Source organism: Butyrivibrio sp. NC3005, from assembly GCF_000424545.1.
In the GTDB taxonomy this organism is placed as follows: domain Bacteria; phylum Bacillota; class Clostridia; order Lachnospirales; family Lachnospiraceae; genus Butyrivibrio.
Window position 1 is genome coordinate 112,336 of record NZ_KE384207.1, and the last position, 20,612, is coordinate 132,947.

The following is a 20,612-nucleotide window of genomic DNA, read 5'->3' on the forward strand; positions in this document are numbered from 1 at the left end:
ATTGGAGCAACAAACTCATGCATTGAATCTCTCAACAAAATTCTTTTCACGCCGATAAAAATTACATAAGAAAATAAATATTTTTTGCAGAATGTTTGAATTTTCTATCAACACTTGTTAATATGTTTGTTGCAGAAAATATAACAGACCCAAAATGTAAATTTTCTCAAAACATATATCGGCTTTATATTCTAAGCAGTTAAGTTAGAAGGAGAAACGAATTTTATATATTCGATTTCTCTAAAAAATACAAAACGGAGGTTTAAATGGAAAAACAATCTGAAAATATTTCTCAAGAAGAACCACTTGAAAATAAGGTCGCAAATGATTCAAATTCCGATGCTGATGAAAGCAGCGACAAAATTGAATCTTCGCCACTAATAAAAATTGCTTCTTTCATCGTTGATAAAAGAATGCTTTTTTTCTTATTGTACATACTTGTAATAATATTCTCTGTTTTTGCTAAAAACTGGGTAAAAGTAGAGGATGACCTTGCAAAGTATCTAAGTGACAATACTGAAACAAGGCGAACCATTGTTCTTATGGATGATCAGTTCACCACATTTGGAAGTGCCAAAATAATGGTTGCTAATATCTCCTATCCTGATGCTCAAAATATGGAAAAAAAGATTTCGCATATGGATGGAGTATCAAGTGTAGATTTCACAGATAGTGAAGCCGACATGAAAGATTTTGTCAAACACTACAATAATGGTTCTGCACTTTATACTATTACATTTTCTTATGCTGAAACCGATGACAGAGCCCTTGAAGCTTTGAACAAAATCAAAAACGAATTATCTGATTATGATATTTATGTTTCTACATCTCTTGGTTCACAACAGGCTGATATTATTGCTGAAGAAATGCAGAAAATCATTCTCTTGGTAGCTGTTGTCGTAGTTACTGTACTTATAATAACAAGCCAGTCCTATGGAGAAATCCCTGTTCTTGGACTTACTTTCGTTGTATCCATGATAATTAATAGTGGTACAAACTTTTTATTTGGAACTATTTCTTTTGTATCCAACTCAGTTTCTTCGATACTGCAGTTAGCATTGTCTGTTGACTATGCAATTATCTTTTGTAACAGATACAAAGAAGAATACAACGGCGGATTAAGTGTTAGAGATGCTGTTATAGTAGCTTTATCTAAATCAATTCCTGAAATTTTCTCCAGTTCACTTACTACAATTTCAGGTCTTTTTGCACTTATTTTTATGCAATACAAAATAGGTGCTGATATGGGTATTGTGCTTATAAAAGCTATTTTACTTAGCCTTCTTTCTGTTTTCACACTAATGCCCGGACTTATCGTTATTTTCTCTAAAGTTATGGACAAAACAAAACACAAGAACTTTGTTCCAAAAATCAGCTGGTGTGGAAAACTTGCTTATAACACTAGACATATCGTACCTCTTGTGTTCGTAGGCATATTCGCACTTGCTTTTTATTTTTCCCAAAACTGCCCTTATGTTTATGGTTACTCCACTTTATCTACTCCTGTTCTTAATGACACTCAGATTGCAGATAATATGATTACAGACACTTTTGGCAAAGAAAACTTTGTTGCTGTCGTAGTCCCAGGATCTAACTATTCTAAGGAGAGCGCTTTTATTTCAGCACTTGAACAGTGTAAGGAAGTTGACCACTGCGTAGGCCTTGCAAATACAACCGCAATGGACAATTACAAATTAACAGATAAACTTACACCTCGACAGTTTTCAGAGCTTTTGTCAATTGATTATGATGCATGCCTTGTAATATACAGTGCATATGCTGCAGATAAAGGAGAATATGGTCAGATTATAGGCGGAATATCTTCTTATAAGATTACTCTTATGGATATGATTCAGTATGCCTATTCCAAGATTGAAGAAGGTTATGTACATCTTGACGCAGATACCTACAAAACTCTCTCAGATGCTAATAAAGCGATTACTGACGGAAGAAAGCAGCTTCAAGGTCAAAAATATGATCGTATCCTCGTCTACCTTACACTTCCTGAAGAAAGTGACGAGACTTTTGCATTTTTGCAAAAAATTCATGAAATTGCAGAGCCTTGGTATGAACCTAACAGCATATATGTTGCTGGTAACTCTACTAGCCAAAGAGACCTTAGAACAAGTTTCGAAAAAGATAATATCGTTGTAAGTATTGTATCTGCATTCTTCGTATTGGTTATCCTGCTCTTTACTTTCAAGTCTGCAGGACTTCCTGTTTTGCTGATTGCAGTCATTGAAGGAGCCATTTTCATTAACTTCTCCTTCCCGACAATTGAACATCAAAACCTGTTCTTTATGGGATACCTTATCGTAAGTTCCATTCAGATGGGTGCAAATATCGATTACGCTATTGTTATATCCAGTAGATATACCGAGCTTAGAAAAACCATGAGCCGAAAAGATTCCATAATCGAATCACTCAACTTCGCATTCCCGACTATCATAACCTCTGGTTCTATGATGATACTAGCCGGTGTGTTTATTGGACAAATGACTTCCGATCCATGTATTGCAGGAATTGGCCAGTGTCTTGGACGAGGAACACTTATTTCTGTATTCCTTGTAATGTTCGTACTGCCTCAAATACTGATAGTCGGCGACAAGATAATATCAATGACAACCTTCGATATCTCCAGACCTGTTCATACCAGAAACGAAACAGGTACAATTGTTGTAAACGGTATGATACGTGGAACAATAAACGGTACTGTAATAGGTTCTATGAACGCTGTTGTACGCGGTGATGTCAGTGCAATTCTTCTTTCGGGTGATATGGAGAAAAAAGATGACGGCATAATTGAAGAGAATCTAATCGAAGCAAATGACATTGTTGATGTTTCGGAGGATGAGTCAGATGAAAAATAAGCACTTAAAGTATCCAATTACATTTTTGATAATATTCACACTTATCTTTGGAACCTTTGGCACTTTTGATGCTCTCAATAATAAATATATTTTTGCTGAAAAAAATGTATCAAAAGCCTATGCCAAAGCAAAAGACAGATTACAGGAAAATATGGAACGATGCACAAACGAAATTCATATAGACTCCTATGATAAGCTGATTGAATTTGCCAGAAAATGCAGCCTTGATTCCTATTCAAGAGACAAGAAAGTCATTTTGGATAAAGATATCACTTTTCCTGAAGGCTTTTTTGAGCCTATTCCAACATTTGGTGGGCTCTTTGAGGGTAATAATCATACAATTAAGAACGTAGGCAACAATACTCCTATGAGTAGTCTGGGGCTTTTTAGAATACTCCAAAAAGGTGGTGTTATTCAGAATCTTAATGTTGAAGGTATCATGCGTCCAAGCGGCCAGCAAAAAGACATAGGCGGTATTGTTGGAAGCAATTTTGGTATTATTTCAGACTGTACATTCAGAGGAAGTGTAAATGCCGATTCAAGTATTGGTGGCATTGTTGGTACCAACCAAAAAGATGCCTACATATTCAGATGTGAATCTGACGGAAATATTATAGGAACTTCTTACATAGGTGGTATTGTAGGGTATAATCTTGGCCGCATTGAAAAGTGTGTTAACAGAGCAAAAGTAAACACAACCTATGTTGATACACCTATTTCCAGTGAACGAATATCTAACTCACTCGAAAACATTCTTCAGACAGGTGATGTCAATTCTGCTGAAAATGTTCATGTAAGAACTGATGCCGGCGGAATTGTCGGTTTTAATACAGGTACTGTCAAAAGTTCTGAAAACCATGCTGATATTGGCTACGAACATGTAGGTTACAACACAGGCGGCATTGCCGGCCGAAGCGAAGGATTTATTCAAAACTGCAAGAATACAGGAACAATTAAAGGAAGAAAAGATATCGGAGGTATAACTGGTCAGCTCCAGCCTTATATAGAGCTTGATTTCACACCTGATACCATAGACAGCCTTAATTCCGAACTTGCAGCTATAAGTAATTTGTCAAAAGGCATGATTACTAGTACCGGCTCAGCCAACAGTGATATCAATAGCCACTTAAATAAAATGACAGCACATGCCAATAAAGCATCTGATAACCTTAAACAACTCTCAGATGAAGCTTCTTCTACTGTAGGAAATGCACTTGATACCAATAGTGATGTATTGAAAAATCTCTCTTCTATTTCTAATGAGATTCAGAATTACACTAACACAGTTACATCAAATGCAGACAGTGTAAGAAGCCACATTGAAGATTATAAGAAAAACCATGAACTGACAGAAGCTGACCAAAAACGTCTTGATGAAGATTCCCAAAAGCTTGCTGATGGTTCAAAACAAATGTCAGATAGTGCTAATAAACTGTCTGATATAACAAAGGCAGCAGATGAATATGCTGCAAAATATGTTGAGGAAAACTCTACAGAAGAAACAACAAAAGAAGAAAAAGCAAAGATGTATTCAAGAAAGTACGTTGAATACCTTAATACAGATGAGAAAAAATCCGAGATAACCAAGTGTTTTACTGACTTCTTCTCCGCTATTTCTTCCATGTCCAAAGCAACAGAAAATGCATCTAAATTCTTTGCAGATAAAATTGTAGGAACTGTAAAAGATTATGATGGTTCAGGAATCACAGACTCGATAAAGACACTGTCCTCATCATTAAAAAATGTGCCTGATTCAGCATCAAAAATAGATAAAATGATTCAATCATTAAATAACTTGAATGACACTTTAGGTACCAGCAATGCTGTTTCAGACCATGTAAGTGAAAACGTTTATGCTTCACTTTCTTCTATGCTTTCCGAGTTTGCATATATACAGGATAAAGCTTCAAATGAAGTTAACAATTCTTTAAGCAAAATGGAATCCATCAGAAAGCATATGGATAACATAAGAAATATTGTAACTGATAATGCCAAAAAAACCAGAGATAAAAGCGTTGATCCAAAGGATAATATAGAAGATATATCAGGTACTGATATTTCAAAATCCACCACAGGACGTATAACAGCCTGCTCTAATGATGGCGATGTTAACAGTGATAACAATTCTGGTGGAATAATCGGACTGGCCAGCATCGAATATGATTTCAATCCAGAAGATGATATTGCTCAAATTGGTAAAACATCTATCAATTATGAAATGAAAACCAAGGCAATAGTTGATTCATGCAAAAACAATGGCAGCATATATAGCAAGAATCAATACGCCGGTGGCATTGCCGGACATATGGAAATGGGTATTATATATACCTGTGAAAACTACGGTGAAATATCCTGTGAAGGCGATTATGTCGGCGGAATTATAGGTTACAGTAAAAATACCGTATTACAAAGCTATGCTAAATGTTATCTTTCCGGTGCCAAATATATTGGTGGTATAGCAGGCTATGGCTACGAAATAAAGAACTGCTCTTCCATGGTAAATGTAAGAAACTATACACAAAACGTAGGAGCAATTGCAGGATGCCTTGACAGCGAAAGCGCTTCAAAAGTATTAGGAAATACCTATTATTCAAAAAAACTTCAAGGTATAGATGGAATAAGTTATGACAAAATCGCAGAGGGAACATCCTACGATAAAATGTTAAAACAGGCAAATATTCCTGAAGATTTTAAAGCTTTAAGAATAACTTTCAAAGCAGACGATAAGATTATTTCAAACATCTTAGTCAAATACGGAAGTGAGCTAAAAAAATCCGATATTCCTAAAGTTCCTTCCAAAGAAGGTTTCCATGGTACATGGGACAGAACGGATTTTTCTAAAATCACTGAAGATGTGACTGTCACTGCTGAATATGGTAGAGTCGGAACACTTATAGGTTCTGATTTAACAAGAGATAGTGGTGTTAGAATTCTACTAGCAGACGGACATTTTAAAGAGAATGATAAGCTTCTTATAAGCCTCCTGCCTATCGGAGATACTACATCTATTCCCGATGAAAAGAAAGTTATAGAAACTGGTAAGTTTGGTAATAAAATCGAATATTTGCCAATTGAAAGTATTAAGATTATTGTCCCAGAAGATGGAAGTAAGTCACATGTATTTAGATATCTTCCACCTACCGAAATGTCTTCTTCAGACCTATCTAAAGTAAAAATTTGCTTAGATACAAAAGATGGAATTAAAGAGCTTAATTCATCAACCTATGGAAAATACGTTACTTTTGAAGCTGAAGGGCAAGTGTTTAACATTATCGTTTACTCACCTGATACAACCAATTTTCTTAATAGCAAATTGGTAATCATAATTCCTACCATACTAGGTGTTATAATACTGCTTTTCATTATCAAAGGAATTGTAAAAAGAAGAAAAAGAAAATCTTCCAAAAAAGAATCTGAAAAAACTGAAAGTACGGACAAGGCAAATTCTAAGGATGTGCCAAACAAAAAGTCATAGGTTTTTGTTGCTTTGCTTTTTCTAGTCCGTATTGCTGTTTGTATATTTCGTCGCAGACACGCTTCCGCTTGATTATAAACGTAATGGTTCTAAGGTTCTAAAATACAGAACCTAAGAACCAACGTTTATAAACAGTTCTGCTCATGAAATATTACAAGCCAGCAAAACTCAACTATTAAAATGAAGTGATTAAAAACTATAGGTTCTTGTTTTCATCAGGAAAATCAAGAACCGTACCAGACCAAAATTTGTCGTTAAGACAAATTTTGTCCTGCGAAGCAGGATTCTTGCTGATGATTATCCTAAATCTCAGCAAGAAGTCATAGATTTTTGTCACTTCGTTTTTTTCTTTTTATTCTGTGGAACTGGGGACGTAATACCATTTGAGTGATATCTACCCCTTCTGGTCTTTCCACTATATATTCAACTGCTTTTGCAACTTCACCTGGTTCAAGATATGCTCTTTTATCATCATCTGTCTCGAAATCCGCATTCCTGTAAAGGCCTGTTTTACTCATATCCGGCATTATTGAAGTAACTTTAACTTCATATTTTCTTACTTCTTCAAAAAGACTATTTGTAAAACTAAGAAGTGCCGCTTTACTTGCTCCATATGCTGCTCCATGTGGATTAGCACTATTTATAGCTGTAACAGAGGAAATGTTTATTATCATTCCCTTTCTTTCTTTTAAACCTCTCAGAAGCATCTGAGTCAGTATCATTGGAATTTCCACATTCGTTCTTATAATCTTCCGAATTTTGGAAGGATTTATTTCTTCATGAAGTCCATAATAGGCAACTCCGGCATTATTTATAAGTATATCTATTGGATTTTCCTTATTTAACTTACCTATGATATTAAAAGATTCTTCATCTAATAAATCACATTCTATTTTATGGAATTTTTCATTTTGAAGGAGTTCTTTTTTTGTATTATCAAAGCATCTTCCAATTCCATACACCTCATACCCAAGATTGCACAAACTCTTGGATATTTCCATTCCTATTCCGGATGACGCACCTGTTAACAAAACATTCTTATTAGCCATAAATCCGAAATTCCTCCATTTTCATCTTTGCTACTCTTGCCATCTAAATATGCTTGCACCTGCATCTTTATCCATTATTAAATTTACCAGATATTCTTCCATGTTCTTTGTAAGATTATCAGGATAATGATAATATCCATCCGTTAGTTCAAAAGGATACCAACAAACTGCAGATGTTCTCTCCTGTTTTCTCATTATCTTTAGATAACTGTCAGATATTCTAAAACTTCCAACACTAAAATCTTTAACCTTAGTTATATCGATATTACTTAGAACTTCATCCATCATCTTTTTATAAACAGTTTTGAAATCAGGAGTATAAATCATTGGATCAAAGCATAGTCTTACTTTAAATCCATTCTCAATTCCCATTTTTGCTGCCTGTAATCTCTGACTAAGAGTTGACGTCTTTTTCTCAAATTTATCAATAATTTCTTCTGGTGAAATCGTATAAGCAAAAATGACTCTATCGCAGCTATCAATTTGATTCCAAATATCAGTTCTTCCACATTTTGTTCGTATTTCAATAGTAAGATTTTCGTGTACCTTAGTAAATTCAACCCATCTTTTTACAAAACCAGTTAAATTCTCCAGTGCCATCATATCTGTATCATATGAAACACATAAATAAACAGGAAACTCTTGCAGTAACTTCTCGGTTTCTGAGAAAATATCATCAAGATTTAAAAAAATAACAAGATTTCCAGAAGGATACATTCCCTTTAAATAACAATACTCACAATCGTAAATGCAGTTCATCATGCATGAAGTATAGTAAAAATGCTCTCTTCCAAAGCTCTGACATACAGGTGCACCTTTGTACAAAAGCTGACCTTTTTTACTGGCAAGAATAAGATTTTGAGAAAGATGCTGCTTTTTTACATCCTGCTTTTTTCTATTGAAAACATCCTTATAATGATCAATTGTAATTACCACAGCACCAGGAAAAGACGAAATTATCTCCTGCGCTTTTTTATTATTAACAAGTTCTTTTTCAACATATATATGACTAAATGCCTGTGCCGCATATAAAGTTTTGCAATTCATCTAAAACCTTCTTTCCTGCCTTTTTGTCTCTGCACGGAACAACTCCTCTTTCCTCAAAAGTTTCATATTTTGTTTTAACATCTATCCCAGCAAGAAAAGCATAATTCATCAACTGCTTTATTTTAGCCTTCATAGTGACCGATGCATGAAGCTGCAAGGCTATTTTCTCAAAAAGATCCATATACTCAGTATATTTATTATCATCAAATATAGTTTCTTTCTGGGATTTCCTGAATTCTATAAGATTTTCAATAAAACAGCTGATAGTCTCTTTGTTTTTGTCCATAACATTTTCCAAAAACGTGGCATCAATATTACTATTTCCAGCATCAGATACCACCTTCAAAAAGTGCATCCTATCAGGGCCTACAAAAAAATTTCCTGCTTCATAAATAGAAGCTGCCTCCATATCAAAAAGGAGTTCACAACCAGCTGTATTTTTTTGATATATCCTGCTTCCAGATTCAATTACCGCCTCTTTTAACTCGGATACCATCAAAAGATCCGGATAAAATGACTTGCCACTATCTTTGTTCAAAATCTTATTGATTCTAAAAATGTTACCTATATCACTTTCATTTACAGATCCGCAGCTTCCAATATTTACAATATCACAATCCTCATAAAAAGCTTTCTGTTCAAATTTTATCCACGAAAAAAAAGCACCAACAGCAGCTGATGCCTTAATCATCCCAACTCCTGAAATAATCAGATAAATTTCATTATCTTCTTTAGCTCCTGTATATATGGGAAATGGAAGATTAACATTTATTTTTTTCAGGTCAAAATATTTAATAAAAGGCTTTGCTTCCTGAAAAAGAGCAGTCATTATACAAATCATTTTTATTTTTTCTTTCTACACTATAATAAAAATAAACATTCATCCGATATAAATATATAAAGTGTACTTATTATATTTCAAGTACATGTTCATATTAGCTGAATGCAAGTTTCTGTGTTTAGCTGGAAAAGGAGGTCAGATATGGACATAGCAAAACTTTCAACAATGATGTCAATGAGTAAAATCCAATCAGATGTTGGTATGGCTATGCTTTCTAAGCAGCTCGATACCTTTAAAGATCTTGGACAAGGGCTCGTTGAAACACTTGACGCTACTCCATCTGCAAGTGCAATGGAACTCTCCGTCAATCCGGCAGTAGGAGGAAATATTGATATTTCCGTATAAGTCATTTCTAATATAACTATTACTTGCCAAAATTTGGGGCTGTGAAAATCACAGCCCTTTTTATTTATTTGATGTCAGCATCGCTTATCCTTAGCCATCTACCACTTTTCAATCTAAAAAAGAAACAGATTCCTCTTATCGTCCAATCTGCAAACATTCCAATCCATACAGCCATAGGTGAAACATATCCAAAACCATATACAAGAAGCATGCAAAGACCAACTCTTACTACCCACATGCTAATCGTAGACACTATCATAGAGAATCTCACGTCTCCTGCAGCTCTCATTCCATAGCCTGGCAAAAACGAAGGAACCCACGCTATAGGCTTAACAATTGTAATCCAACCAATCATGTACATGCAAAGCCTTGCACTTTCCTCATTCATTCCTCCAATTCTGGTAATAGGTTCACGCAGAAAATAAACTAAAAGACAACTGCTAAGAATTGCTATTTCTGCCCATACTGCAAGCTTTTTCACATAGTACTTGGCTTCATCTTTCCTGCCAGCTCCTAGACTTTGTCCCACTACAGTCATAAGACCTATACCTACACCGCATCCTGCAACACCATTGACATTCTCCATAATGTTACTCATAGCCTGCGCCGTAATAGCCGCAGTTGCCATAGTAGAAACAGTTGATGATATCGCAAGTTTTCCGAACTGGAACATTGAGTTCTCTATTCCGTTAGGTATACCAAGTCCTAATATTCTCTTTATCAAAGCCTTATCAGGACGAATTTTCAAGTAATCTCTTACAACTATTCTCTGATTTTTCCTGTGAAGAAACGCATATACAATTCCAGCTGACAACCACCTAGATACCATGGTGGAAAGAGCAGCTCCTGCAACTCCCAATGAAAGCACATAAATAAATACAGCATTTCCTAAAATATTAAGACCATTACATATGATAGAGATAACAAGTGGAAGACTTGTATTTCCCTGTGCTCTATAAATAGCTGCTCCGGAATTATACATAGCTATTCCCGGAAATGACAATATTGTAATAAAAAAATAAACTTCTGCCTCTCTCATAAGTGCAGGCTCAACTTTTCCAAAAACAGCGTGGAGAATCGTCAATCGCAAAATAAGACAGATGACCATCATACTTACAGACATAATTAAGGCTACCAGTGATACTTGACTGGCAGCCTCTTTAGCCTTTTGGGTATTATTCTGTCCTATGAAATTGGAGCAAATGACGACACCTCCTGTTGCAAGGGCTGCAAACGCCTGATTCACCAAAATATTGATAGAATCAACTAGTTGAACAGCGCCAAGTGAGTAATCATCAACGTTACTTACCATCATACTGTCAGCAAGTCCCATAAGCGATGTCAGAAACTGCTCTGCTATTATTGGAATCAAAAGTAGCAGCAAGTCTTTATTAGAAAAAAGATGCCCGCCTGCACTCTGGTTTGTTACTACAGTGCTTTTACTACTAAATCCCATGTTAACTACGCTTTCCAAGAAATCATTATGAAACGTATTTTTTACATTTTAAAAGTCATAACTTTACATGCGCTCAGGAGCATCAAAACCTAAAAGATCAATTCCTGTCTCCATTACTCTAAGAGTGATATAAAGAAGTGCTATATAGCTCTCCTGTTTTCTTTCATCCTCTTCTGCCAAAATTCTTGTTTCATGGTAGAAACTGTTGAAATCATTTGCAAGAGCATAAATATATGCACAAATTCTATTAGGCATAAGCTCTTTTGCTGCACTCTCAACTGCTTCTGAGAATCTTGTAAGCTGAAGATTAAGTTTTTTCTCATTGTCGCTTTGTGCAACATCAAGTTTTGCTTCCTTATACTTCTTACCAGTCTTAGCTTCGTACTTTGCCAAAATAGACTTAATACGAACAATTGTGTAAAGAAGGTACGGACCTGTATCTCCTTCAAAAGAAGTAAACTTATCAATATCGAAAATATAATCCTTAGAAGGCTGATTGGACAAATCACCATATTTTATAGCAGAAAGAGCAACCTGATGAGCTGTCTTCTTTGCCTCATCATCACCTATCTCTGCATTACCTTCCTTGATACGCGCATACATCTGCTCATCGATTTCTGCAATAAGCTTTTCAAGACGAGGTACACCACCATCTCTTGTCTTAAATGGCTTACCATCTTTGCCATTCATAGTACCAAAACCTACAAACTGAAGATCAGTTTCAGGCATTGCAAGCTTTGTCTTGTGAGCAGTACGGAAAACCTGTGTAAAGTGAAGTGACTGACGCTTATCTGCAACATAATAGATAGCCTGTGGATGATACTCATCCATACGTTTCTGAATAGTTGCAAGGTCAGTTGTTGCGTAAAGTGCAGCTCCATCACTCTTTAAAATGATACAAGGAGGAAGCTCTTTGGAATCAGACTCTTCTGCTACATCTACAACCAAAGCACCCTGGCTTTCATGAGCATATCCGCCCTGCTTCATCATATCAACCATACCAGGAATGATATCATGAACAGTAGATTCACCCCACCATAAATCAAAGCTAACATTAAGATTCTTATAGTTCTTCTTAAGGTCAGTTACAGATACATTCAAAATGTGATGCCACAAAGCTCTGTAACCTCTGTTTCCATCCTGAAGCTTCTTGGTTGCCTCAAGCGCTCTTGCCTTGAAGTTTTCATCTTCTTTGGATTTACCAGATGCTGCCGGATAAATCTCTTCAAGCTCAGAAAGAGTAAATGGAGCTTCTTTTGGATAACTTCCAGTATAAGAATCATCAAAGTATACAAGATCAGGCTTTCTTTCTTTAAGCTCAGTGATAATAAGACCCATCTGAAGACCCCAATCACCAAGGTGAACATCGCCTACTACTTTATTGCCGGCATACTTTAAAATTCTCTTTAAAGACTCACCAATTACAGCACTTCTTAAATGTCCTACATGCAAAGGCTTTGCAACGTTTGGTCCGCCGTAATCAAGTACGATTGTTGGCTCATGACCCGGAAGAGTCACACCAAATTTTTTCTCATGAAGCATACGTACAATGTAAGTGCGAACAAAATCTTTGCTAAGATTAAGATTCAAAAATCCAGGTTTTACAGACTCAACCTTCTCAAACATTTCATTTCCAGAAAGCTTCTCACATACTTCGTCTGCAATCATAAATGGTGCTTTATGATACTGCTTGGCACCTGCCATTGCTCCATTACACTGATATTCACATAAATCAGGACGATTAGATATTCCACATTTTCCAAGACTGCGGTCATATCCAGCTGCTTCAAAAGCATCTGAAACTTCTTTACTAATTAGATCTAATACTTTTTCCAAAACAAATATCCTTTCACATAATCTGACTTCTCCAGATAATACCTACTCTTATCCGGCACAGTTTATATTATTAAAAGCTTGTATATCAAGGCGAATTGCCTTTAATCCTAATTTATAATGATAACGAAATCAGACATGTTAGTCAAATATAAAATAAAGGTTATTGTTTAATGCAGCTTTCTACTATTAGTTTTTCTAAGGAAACGCCATTTTGATGTGCTTTACTGTATATCTCTGTACATTTCTTATATTTGCTAAACGTTTTCATAGCAGCATCTATATCTCCGTAAACCTTCCAAAAACCTGTGTATTTCACTCCTTCGTCAGGACTTTTCATAAATCCTTTTACATCTTCAACCGGATATCCTAGAAAAAGGCCTATTTCATGAGGAAATCCAGAATCCTGTGAAAGATGTTTTGCAAGCTGCGCCACACACATATCAGCATTATTGTAGGAATAACCTTTTTCTTTTAAAATACTGCATACTTCCTGATTGGAAAAATCTTTCTTCAAATAATCAGGTCTATAAAGATAAATCAGAGCATATTTAGGTGCATATTTAATTGGAATCATTCGTAAACCTTTTTTAGAAAGTCGATCATTAAATTCTCGAATTTCCTCATTAAACCTGGCTCTATCATCATAATCAATAGTAAATAAACTACCTGTTTTTATTCCGGCAAGTGTTGGTGAACATAATCTCACAAGTTCCTGATCCCCCATAACGGAATCCTCCTCTTGAAAAAATATTTATGATAATGATTATCATTTTTACTTATGTTAGCACCAGCTAACACATTTTTCAAGAGAATGTTTCCTATATACGTAAATTCGTCACTAAAGTTGGCCATAAAATAGGAACGTGTTAAAAAGGAAATTTTAAGAAAAAACACCCAATGGAGTTTTTTGTTATAACAGCTTCGTGCGTAAACTTTATTACATTTTGTGTATTATTATTTATTTATTAATTTATTCTATTGACATTTTATGTGGATTAATTTTATAATCATGACCATCTTGCGATTATATATAATGCTTCATGTATCTAAAAAATTCATTAGCATCTGCCAGATTCTTGCCATAATTTAGGATAATCATCAGCAAGAATCCTGCTTTGCAGGACAAAATTTCTCATGACGACAAATTTTGGTCTAGTACGGTTTTTGATTTTCCTGATGAAAACAAAAACCTATAAATTTTTCTCCATCTTTACATGCGGTATCCCGTCTTCCATGAAAACATCAGATACTACTTCGAAGCCCTCTTTTGCATAATAACCTATTGCATATTGCTGGGCTTCAAGATATATTTTCCTTGCCTGTAACATTGAAGATGCAACGAAAACTCCTTTTTTGAGCATTTGCCCTCCAAGTCCTTTTCCATGCTCTAATGTTACAACTCTTCCTATCTGGGCAATTTTATCTTCTTCATTCTTCCAGAATACTCTAAGACATGCCGCCACTCTACCTTCATCATTGAAACAGAATACATGGAATGCATTCTGATCTTTATTATCCAGATCTTGATAAATGCATTCCTGTTCTGTAACAAAAATTTCGAAACGTGTCTTCAAAATCTCATATAATTCTAATGTACTAAGCTGTGAAAAATGTTTTATCTGCCAATTCATTCTGAAGTCTTTCCTGAAATTGTAACATTTCCAATTTCAATATAAGGCATGACCATTGTTCCGTTGCAAACCTGCTCTTTTGATATCTTTTTGATATTCTTTACCATGTCAAAAAGGTTTCCATTTATCATAGTTTCAATAACAGCACCTTTTATTTCTCCGTTTTCAACATAGAACGAATTCTTGGCAACTCCTGAGAGTTCTCCGTTTACACCAGGCCTGCCGCAGGATACACCGCCAACTATAAGACCTTTTTTGATACTCTTTATCATATCTTTAACAGGCGTATCGCCAGCTTCGACTATAAGGCTTCCTGATGTATTCTCTGCTCTGTTAACTTTGCATTTATTAGCAGCATACAATGAAGTAGCAAAGCACTTAAGAACACCTTTGTCAATAAGTGTGTAATCCTTGGATCTGAATCCGTCTGCTGTATGAACTTCATGCTGCACAATTCTACTATCTGATGGTTTTGAACTAATAGTGAGCATAGGTGACGCAACCTGCTGCCCTATTTTATCAATCCATACACTTGTTTTATTAATAAGTGTAGAATCAGACACAGCATTCATCATCAGATATCTAAGCATTTGTGCTCCGCAGTCCGGGGTAAAAATAATATCACCGTCAAACTTTTCAGAAATGCTCATTGGATTAAGTGAATTCTCTGTATCCTCCAAGTCTTTTTCGATATTTCCTATTGTGATAAGTTCTTTATCTAATGAATCAAAAATAGCCCATGAACCGGCAATGCCTGTTGACGTTTCACCATCATTTCCTGCAAATTCCAAAGATATTTCATAAAAACCATATTCCTCAATATCCTTAGTCCCATTGGTATTTCTAAACACTACATGAGCTCTAACATACTTTGTAAACATCTCGATAAGCTTTATTTTGGGATGCTTTGCTGCAATAGTATCAGACAGTTCCTTGGTTCTTTCCATAAGCTTATCAATATCTGGAGTTAGTACGCCATATTTGAAGCTTTCTTCATCCATACCAGGTGCAATGTCAAAACACTCATCTGCTTTTCCTGATTCTGTTGAAAGAAGTGCATCATCTATAGCTTTGAAAATACTCTCTGTATCACATTTGTTAATAGATGCAGTTCCCTTTTTGTTATCCTTGATTACCTTAACGGAAAAGCTATCATCGAACATTGTTCTAAAAAGAGTAAATTTACCATCCTTCATGGTGATTTCATGGCGCTCAACTTCACATATAGAAAAATCACCTTTTGTATTATTCTTAGTCTTTAGGTAATCGTAGACTTTATCTGATATTTCCTGTAAATTTGCCATTCTCATCTTCCTCCGATTGTAATCTTACATTTTATGGCTGGTCCACCCATTGAAACAGCCATTGGCTGCTTTTTGCCACAAGTTCCTGAAGGACTCCAGGTAACTGTATCCGATACCATATCTACAGTCTTTAACATGTCAAATGCTACACCCGAAACTGTAGTATCGAGAATGGCTTTTCCAAGCTTTCCATTCTTAATCTCATATCCAAGATTAATACCAAACATAAATTCGCCTGTAAGATCTGCCTGACCATTTCCGGTTTGAACAAGATAATATCCATCGTCAACAGAAGCTATCATATCTTCAAGCTTGTCTTTTCCAGGAAGAACAACGGTATTTCTCATTCTGATAAGAGGTTCATCTGAGAAAGCATATCCTCTTGCATTTCCTGTAGGCTTAACACCGTAAAAATTGGCACTTTCTCTATCATGCATAAAGCCTTTCAAAATTCCATTTTCAACAAGTACTGCATCTTGAGCTTCTATTCCTTCATCATCAACATAAACAGGAAGAGGAGCTTGTTTTCCAAAAGCTGTATGAGCATAATCCACGATACTTACAAGTTCTGACGCAACCTTATTTCCTAAATTTGGTCCTGCAACAGAACCGCCCTGAACAAGGTCTGCCTCTACAGTATGTCCTACTGCCTCATGGGCAATCATACCTGCTACATCCGGGTGAAGAATAACAGTTTTCACGCCAGCATCCGCGTAGACACCTTCTGCCTTCATTGCAAGTTTGTTATGAAGTTCATCAATCTTCTCATATAAATCTGATAAATTACTGAAATTGTCTTCGATATGTCCAAATCCGCCAAAAGACTCAAAAAGTTCTAATGGCTGACCATCCTTGGAAGCCATGTTAAGAATTACATAGATAGTGCATCTTGGATATGAAACATGTCCATCTGCAGCATCAGAAGAAATAATAATTTTTTCCATAGTATCTTCTCTGTATACTACGGTTCTGCTGAGAATATCAGTATATGTCTTTGCAATATACGCATCAATCTCTTTGCAGATGTCAACAAGCCTTTTCTGCTCGAAATCTATAATCATTCTTGGTGATTTAATCATAGAGTATGGCATAGAAGGATATGCGTTTTTCTTCTCTGTATTATACTTATCTAAATATTTTGCGTTATTTGTAGCAGCCTCTACTACCTTTTTTACTGCCTCATCAGAATACTCTGAAGTGGAAGCAAATCCTGATGCGCCATTAAAATATACTTTGGCACAGATTCCGCTCTCCTCTGATCTTTCATTCGCTACCAAATTTCCATTCTGAATTACAATTCTTCTATATCTACTCTCCTGCCCCCTAAGAACTGTCTGCATACTAGTTTCAAAGAGTTTCTTGTGCTGACTTAAGATATCCTCTATCATCGCGCCTCCTCCAATATGTGTTTGTTTAACATAGGTACCTTCAATATTTTACCATTTTTTTCTGATAATATCGCCTGTTTGTGGTCTTTTTTGCCATTATTTTCTTAAGTAGCTGTATTGGGATTAACATATCATTTTCTATACTCACGTAACTAGCAGTAAATGCTAGTTTCTGCATGAAAGTGACAAAAAATCATAGGTTCTTGTTTACTATAATCCGTTTTTCTGGTTTGTATATTTCGTCGCAGACACGCTTTCGCTTGATTATAAACGTAATGGTACATAAGGTTCTAAAAAAACAGAACCTAAGTACCAACGTTTATAAACAGTTCTGCTCGTGAAATAGTACAAAACAGCAAAACTCAACTAGTTTAGGTGAAGATAAATACTCTATAATTTTTTATCTAAAATATCCACAACGTACCAAGCAAAATTTGTGGTAATAAAAAACATAAAAAAATGGAGCTGAATACTAAGACTTAGTTTAACAGCTCCAAAAATTTTGTAATTACTTAAAAATCGTATTCATATTTTATTATAGTAAACACTATATTCCACAATTTTTATTGTTCTACATCAAAGTCAATATCATTGATATTATAAATTTGCCAAAAGCTATAATTCCACTAATGATTAAGCATACAATAACACCCAATATAATAGTTCCCAATATAGGATGATTCTCAAACAATTCAAATATCTCAAAAAACGTGACTAGTTTTTTAAAAATAGAAACAATCATTATAACCTCATCCAAGATTGGTATCGGATCTGGCATAAAAAGATTTACAATAAAAATAATCAGTTGCAAAGGTAATGGTAATGATATATATATCAAAACAAGAATTCCGAAAACAATAATAACCACTTCCATAACCTCATTAAACCTGAATTATTCACGGCTTAATTACATTTACAGCCACAGCTGGAATAGCAACTAACAATGTACCTTGACAACGTAAAATTCTATATTTCTGATACATAGGGATAGTCTACTCTTTTTTAGGAGTAAATCCCGCCTGTTCTGGGTATTTCATTTCAATAGTTTGAATTATATATCAGTTTAAAGGAAGTTAAGTTGTCATGAATAATTCGGGTTTAATTAAAAAATAGTGCATTACCACAATTAAACTTGTGTAATGGTCCGTATTTACAACACATAGTTTCACTTCAAATAATTGTTTGCTTCCAATTATGGGCACCTCCACTAGGACACCCCATCATACTAGGACGTTTCGAAGAATCACTCTGAATCTGCATACCACATTTTGAACAAGCCCATATACATGCTCTAAATCTTGCTCTAATTTTCACCACTTTAAACACCTCTCTTTCTGAATCATTCCTTTGATGTAGAACCTTATATGTCAATTATATTCTCTATATCGTTAATTATCAAGCTCTATAGAGTTAATTTATATTTATAAACTTTCTCTTTCTTCTCTATAAAAATAATTTTATATTTAAATCTATGTTACCTTATCTATATAGAGGTATAACATATGAATGTTGGACAAAGAATCAAGTATTTTCGTACTCTAAAAGGATATTCTGTAAATAAACTTGCTAATTTAAGTGGTATTTCTCAGAGTTACCTTCGCGCAATAGAAATAGAAAAGAAAAACCCTACAATCCAATTATTAGCATTATTATGTGAACAATTAGATATTTCATTGAAAGAGTTTTTTGAAGACGATGATGAGAACTCATTTTCTTCAGATCCTATTTTTGAAAAAATATACAAGCTATCACCACCTCAACGCAAAACCTTGGCTGATTTTCTTGATACGATTGTAAAAAAAGAAGAAGATAACTAGAAGAAAACCTCTAACCTAAAGTCCCATAAGACAATTTCTTTGAATTATGGGACTTTTTCTTTATCAATGTCATAACTTTACTTAATAGATATACAAATTCAAAATAGTCTATTAGAACGTAGTTTCTCCAATAGTAAAATTCACTTGTAATATAGCGCGAAATGCCTTATATTGATGTTAGATATTTTGTTAGCTATCGCTAACAAAATTCAAATACAGCTATTCACATTGATTGTTTTACTCATCGCATAGAATAAAGATAAGGATGGTGAGGGATATGATTTTTATTAAATCTTTGATAATATCGATTCTGATAATAGTATGTTTAAATACCATAAAAAAGAAGCTGCTAAGTCTCATAGACTCCAAATAAGCGCTTAACAATTTACCTTTCTGGCTTTAAAATGATTGTTGGTACTAGTACTTACTATGCAATCACTTTATAAATTATTAGAAAGCAGAAATAACATGGCGATTTATGCATTAAGTCAAAAAGAAATATCTTTTCCAAAGCCAGAACTTGCAGAAGACAACGGTCTTCTTGCAATAGGCGGTGATTTATCCGTAGAAAGGCTTGTTCTAGCATATTCCAACGGAATATTTCCTTGGTATGATGAAGGAGAGCCAATCCTATGGTGGTGTCCCAAAGAGCGCTATATTATAAGACCTGAGAATATCCACATTTCGCATTCTATGAAAAAGTTCATGAAAAAGCATGACATCAAGATTCAGATTAACAGAGATTTTGCAGATACCATGCATAGGTGCAGGCTTAAGAGGGAGTTTAACGAAGGGACATGGATTACAACAGATATGGAGAAAGCCTATGCCAACCTTTCCAGGAAAGGACTTGCTATCAGTGTAGAATCTTTTATTGATGGAAAGCTTGCCGGAGGATTATATGGTGTAAGTCTCGGGAAGTGTTTTTTTGGAGAAAGTATGTTTACTGATATAGAGAACGGCTCGAAAATTGCCCTGATAAAGTTTGCAAATCTGCTGCATGATAACGAATATGTCATGATAGACTGCCAGTTTCATACAGATCATCTAGAAAGTATGGGCGGAGAAAGTATAAGTTATGAAGAATACAAACAGCTTTTAAAAAACGGTTTGCACAAATAACAGTAAATAAAACACCAAAAAGGGTCTGCGACTTCTTGCTGAGATTTAGGATAATCATCAGCAAGAATCCTGCTTTGCAGGACAAAATTTGTCTTGACAACAAATTTTGGTCTGGTACGGTTCTTGATTTTCCTGATGAAAACAAGAACCTATACTTTATTGTTTTGAATACTTAGTAGATTAGTTTTACTGGCTTGTAATATTTCATGAGCAGAACTGTTTATAAACGTTGGTACTTATGCGCTGTTTTTTAGCGCATTACGTACCACTACGTTTATAATCAAGCGAAAGCGTGTCTGCGACGAAATATACAAACAGTAAAACGGACTATATAGAAACAATAAAGTATGACTTCTTGTCACTTACATTCAGAAACTCGCATTTACTGCGAGTTTCGTGAGAACAAAAGTCAAGTGGCAAACTGGTCCAAG

The 20,612-nt window shown here is 35.0% G+C and carries 15 protein-coding genes; 5 read left to right on the top strand and 10 right to left on the bottom strand.

Annotation, left to right across the window (positions count from 1 at the left end; translation table 11 throughout):
* Positions 1-266: 266 nt before the first annotated feature.
* A complete protein-coding gene (locus G634_RS19790; RefSeq protein ID WP_081676690.1) occupies positions 267-2,870 on the top strand; it encodes an efflux RND transporter permease subunit in 2,604 nt (867 codons plus the stop codon).
* Complete coding sequence (locus tag G634_RS0116510) at positions 2,860-6,345, top strand: GLUG motif-containing protein (RefSeq protein WP_026506192.1); 3,486 nt, start codon at positions 2,860-2,862, stop codon at positions 6,343-6,345. The genes G634_RS19790 and G634_RS0116510 overlap by 11 nt, the downstream gene beginning before the upstream one ends.
* Before the next feature lie 320 nt (positions 6,346-6,665).
* Here the strand turns inward: G634_RS0116510 and G634_RS0116515 are convergent, their stop codons facing one another.
* The 3 genes from G634_RS0116515 to G634_RS0116525 are packed head-to-tail and all read right to left on the bottom strand — an operon-like array spanning position 6,666 to position 9,282.
* Entirely contained in the window at positions 6,666-7,394 is a 729-nt protein-coding gene (locus tag G634_RS0116515; protein ID WP_026506193.1) for an SDR family NAD(P)-dependent oxidoreductase, read from the bottom strand.
* A 30-nt stretch (positions 7,395-7,424) separates the two neighbouring features.
* Entirely contained in the window at positions 7,425-8,441 is a 1,017-nt protein-coding gene (locus tag G634_RS0116520) for an SPL family radical SAM protein (protein ID WP_026506194.1), read from the bottom strand.
* Positions 8,404-9,282, bottom strand: a complete 879-nt coding sequence (locus tag G634_RS0116525) for a 5'-methylthioadenosine/S-adenosylhomocysteine nucleosidase family protein (protein WP_026506195.1) — start codon at positions 9,280-9,282, stop codon at positions 8,404-8,406. The genes G634_RS0116520 and G634_RS0116525 overlap by 38 nt, the downstream gene beginning before the upstream one ends.
* Positions 9,283-9,423: 141 nt before the next feature.
* Between G634_RS0116525 and G634_RS0116530 the strand changes: the two genes are divergently transcribed.
* Complete coding sequence (locus G634_RS0116530) at positions 9,424-9,627, top strand: YjfB family protein (RefSeq protein ID WP_026506196.1); 204 nt, start codon at positions 9,424-9,426, stop codon at positions 9,625-9,627.
* Between the two features lie 64 nt (positions 9,628-9,691).
* Here the strand turns inward: G634_RS0116530 and G634_RS0116535 are convergent, their stop codons facing one another.
* The 7 genes from G634_RS0116535 to G634_RS0116570 all read right to left on the bottom strand — a co-directional run bounded on the left by G634_RS0116535 (position 9,692) and on the right by G634_RS0116570 (position 18,559).
* Positions 9,692-11,083: an MATE family efflux transporter gene (locus G634_RS0116535; RefSeq protein ID WP_051234206.1), complete on the bottom strand. Its 1,392-nt coding sequence runs from the start codon at positions 11,081-11,083 to the stop codon at positions 9,692-9,694.
* 63 nt (positions 11,084-11,146) lie between these two features.
* Entirely contained in the window at positions 11,147-12,919 is a 1,773-nt protein-coding gene (gene argS, locus G634_RS0116540) for an arginine--tRNA ligase (protein WP_026506198.1), read from the bottom strand.
* Between the two features lie 160 nt (positions 12,920-13,079).
* Positions 13,080-13,643, bottom strand: coding sequence for a DUF3793 family protein (locus tag G634_RS0116545; protein WP_026506199.1), 564 nt, complete (start codon positions 13,641-13,643; stop codon positions 13,080-13,082).
* A 466-nt stretch (positions 13,644-14,109) separates the two neighbouring features.
* Positions 14,110-14,550 (bottom strand): GNAT family N-acetyltransferase, encoded by a 441-nt coding sequence (locus G634_RS0116550; protein WP_026506200.1) that lies wholly within the window; start codon positions 14,548-14,550, stop codon positions 14,110-14,112.
* A complete protein-coding gene (locus G634_RS0116555) occupies positions 14,547-15,854 on the bottom strand; it encodes a TldD/PmbA family protein (RefSeq protein ID WP_026506201.1) in 1,308 nt (435 codons plus the stop codon). The genes G634_RS0116550 and G634_RS0116555 overlap by 4 nt, the downstream gene beginning before the upstream one ends.
* Positions 15,855-15,856: 2 nt before the next feature.
* Positions 15,857-17,242 carry a TldD/PmbA family protein gene (locus G634_RS0116560; protein ID WP_026506202.1) on the bottom strand — a complete coding sequence of 462 codons (1,386 nt, stop codon included), beginning with the start codon at positions 17,240-17,242 and terminating at the stop codon, positions 15,857-15,859.
* A 1,170-nt stretch (positions 17,243-18,412) separates the two neighbouring features.
* Entirely contained in the window at positions 18,413-18,559 is a 147-nt protein-coding gene (locus G634_RS0116570) for a hypothetical protein (RefSeq protein WP_196805400.1), read from the bottom strand.
* 185 nt (positions 18,560-18,744) lie between these two features.
* Here G634_RS0116570 and G634_RS20630 point away from each other — a divergent pair, with 185 nt between their 5' ends.
* Positions 18,745-19,059 carry a helix-turn-helix domain-containing protein gene (locus tag G634_RS20630; RefSeq protein ID WP_051234208.1) on the top strand — a complete coding sequence of 105 codons (315 nt, stop codon included), beginning with the start codon at positions 18,745-18,747 and terminating at the stop codon, positions 19,057-19,059.
* A 468-nt stretch (positions 19,060-19,527) separates the two neighbouring features.
* Positions 19,528-20,181: a leucyl/phenylalanyl-tRNA--protein transferase gene (aat, locus tag G634_RS0116580; RefSeq protein WP_026506205.1), complete on the top strand. Its 654-nt coding sequence runs from the start codon at positions 19,528-19,530 to the stop codon at positions 20,179-20,181.
* Positions 20,182-20,612 lie beyond the last annotated feature (431 nt).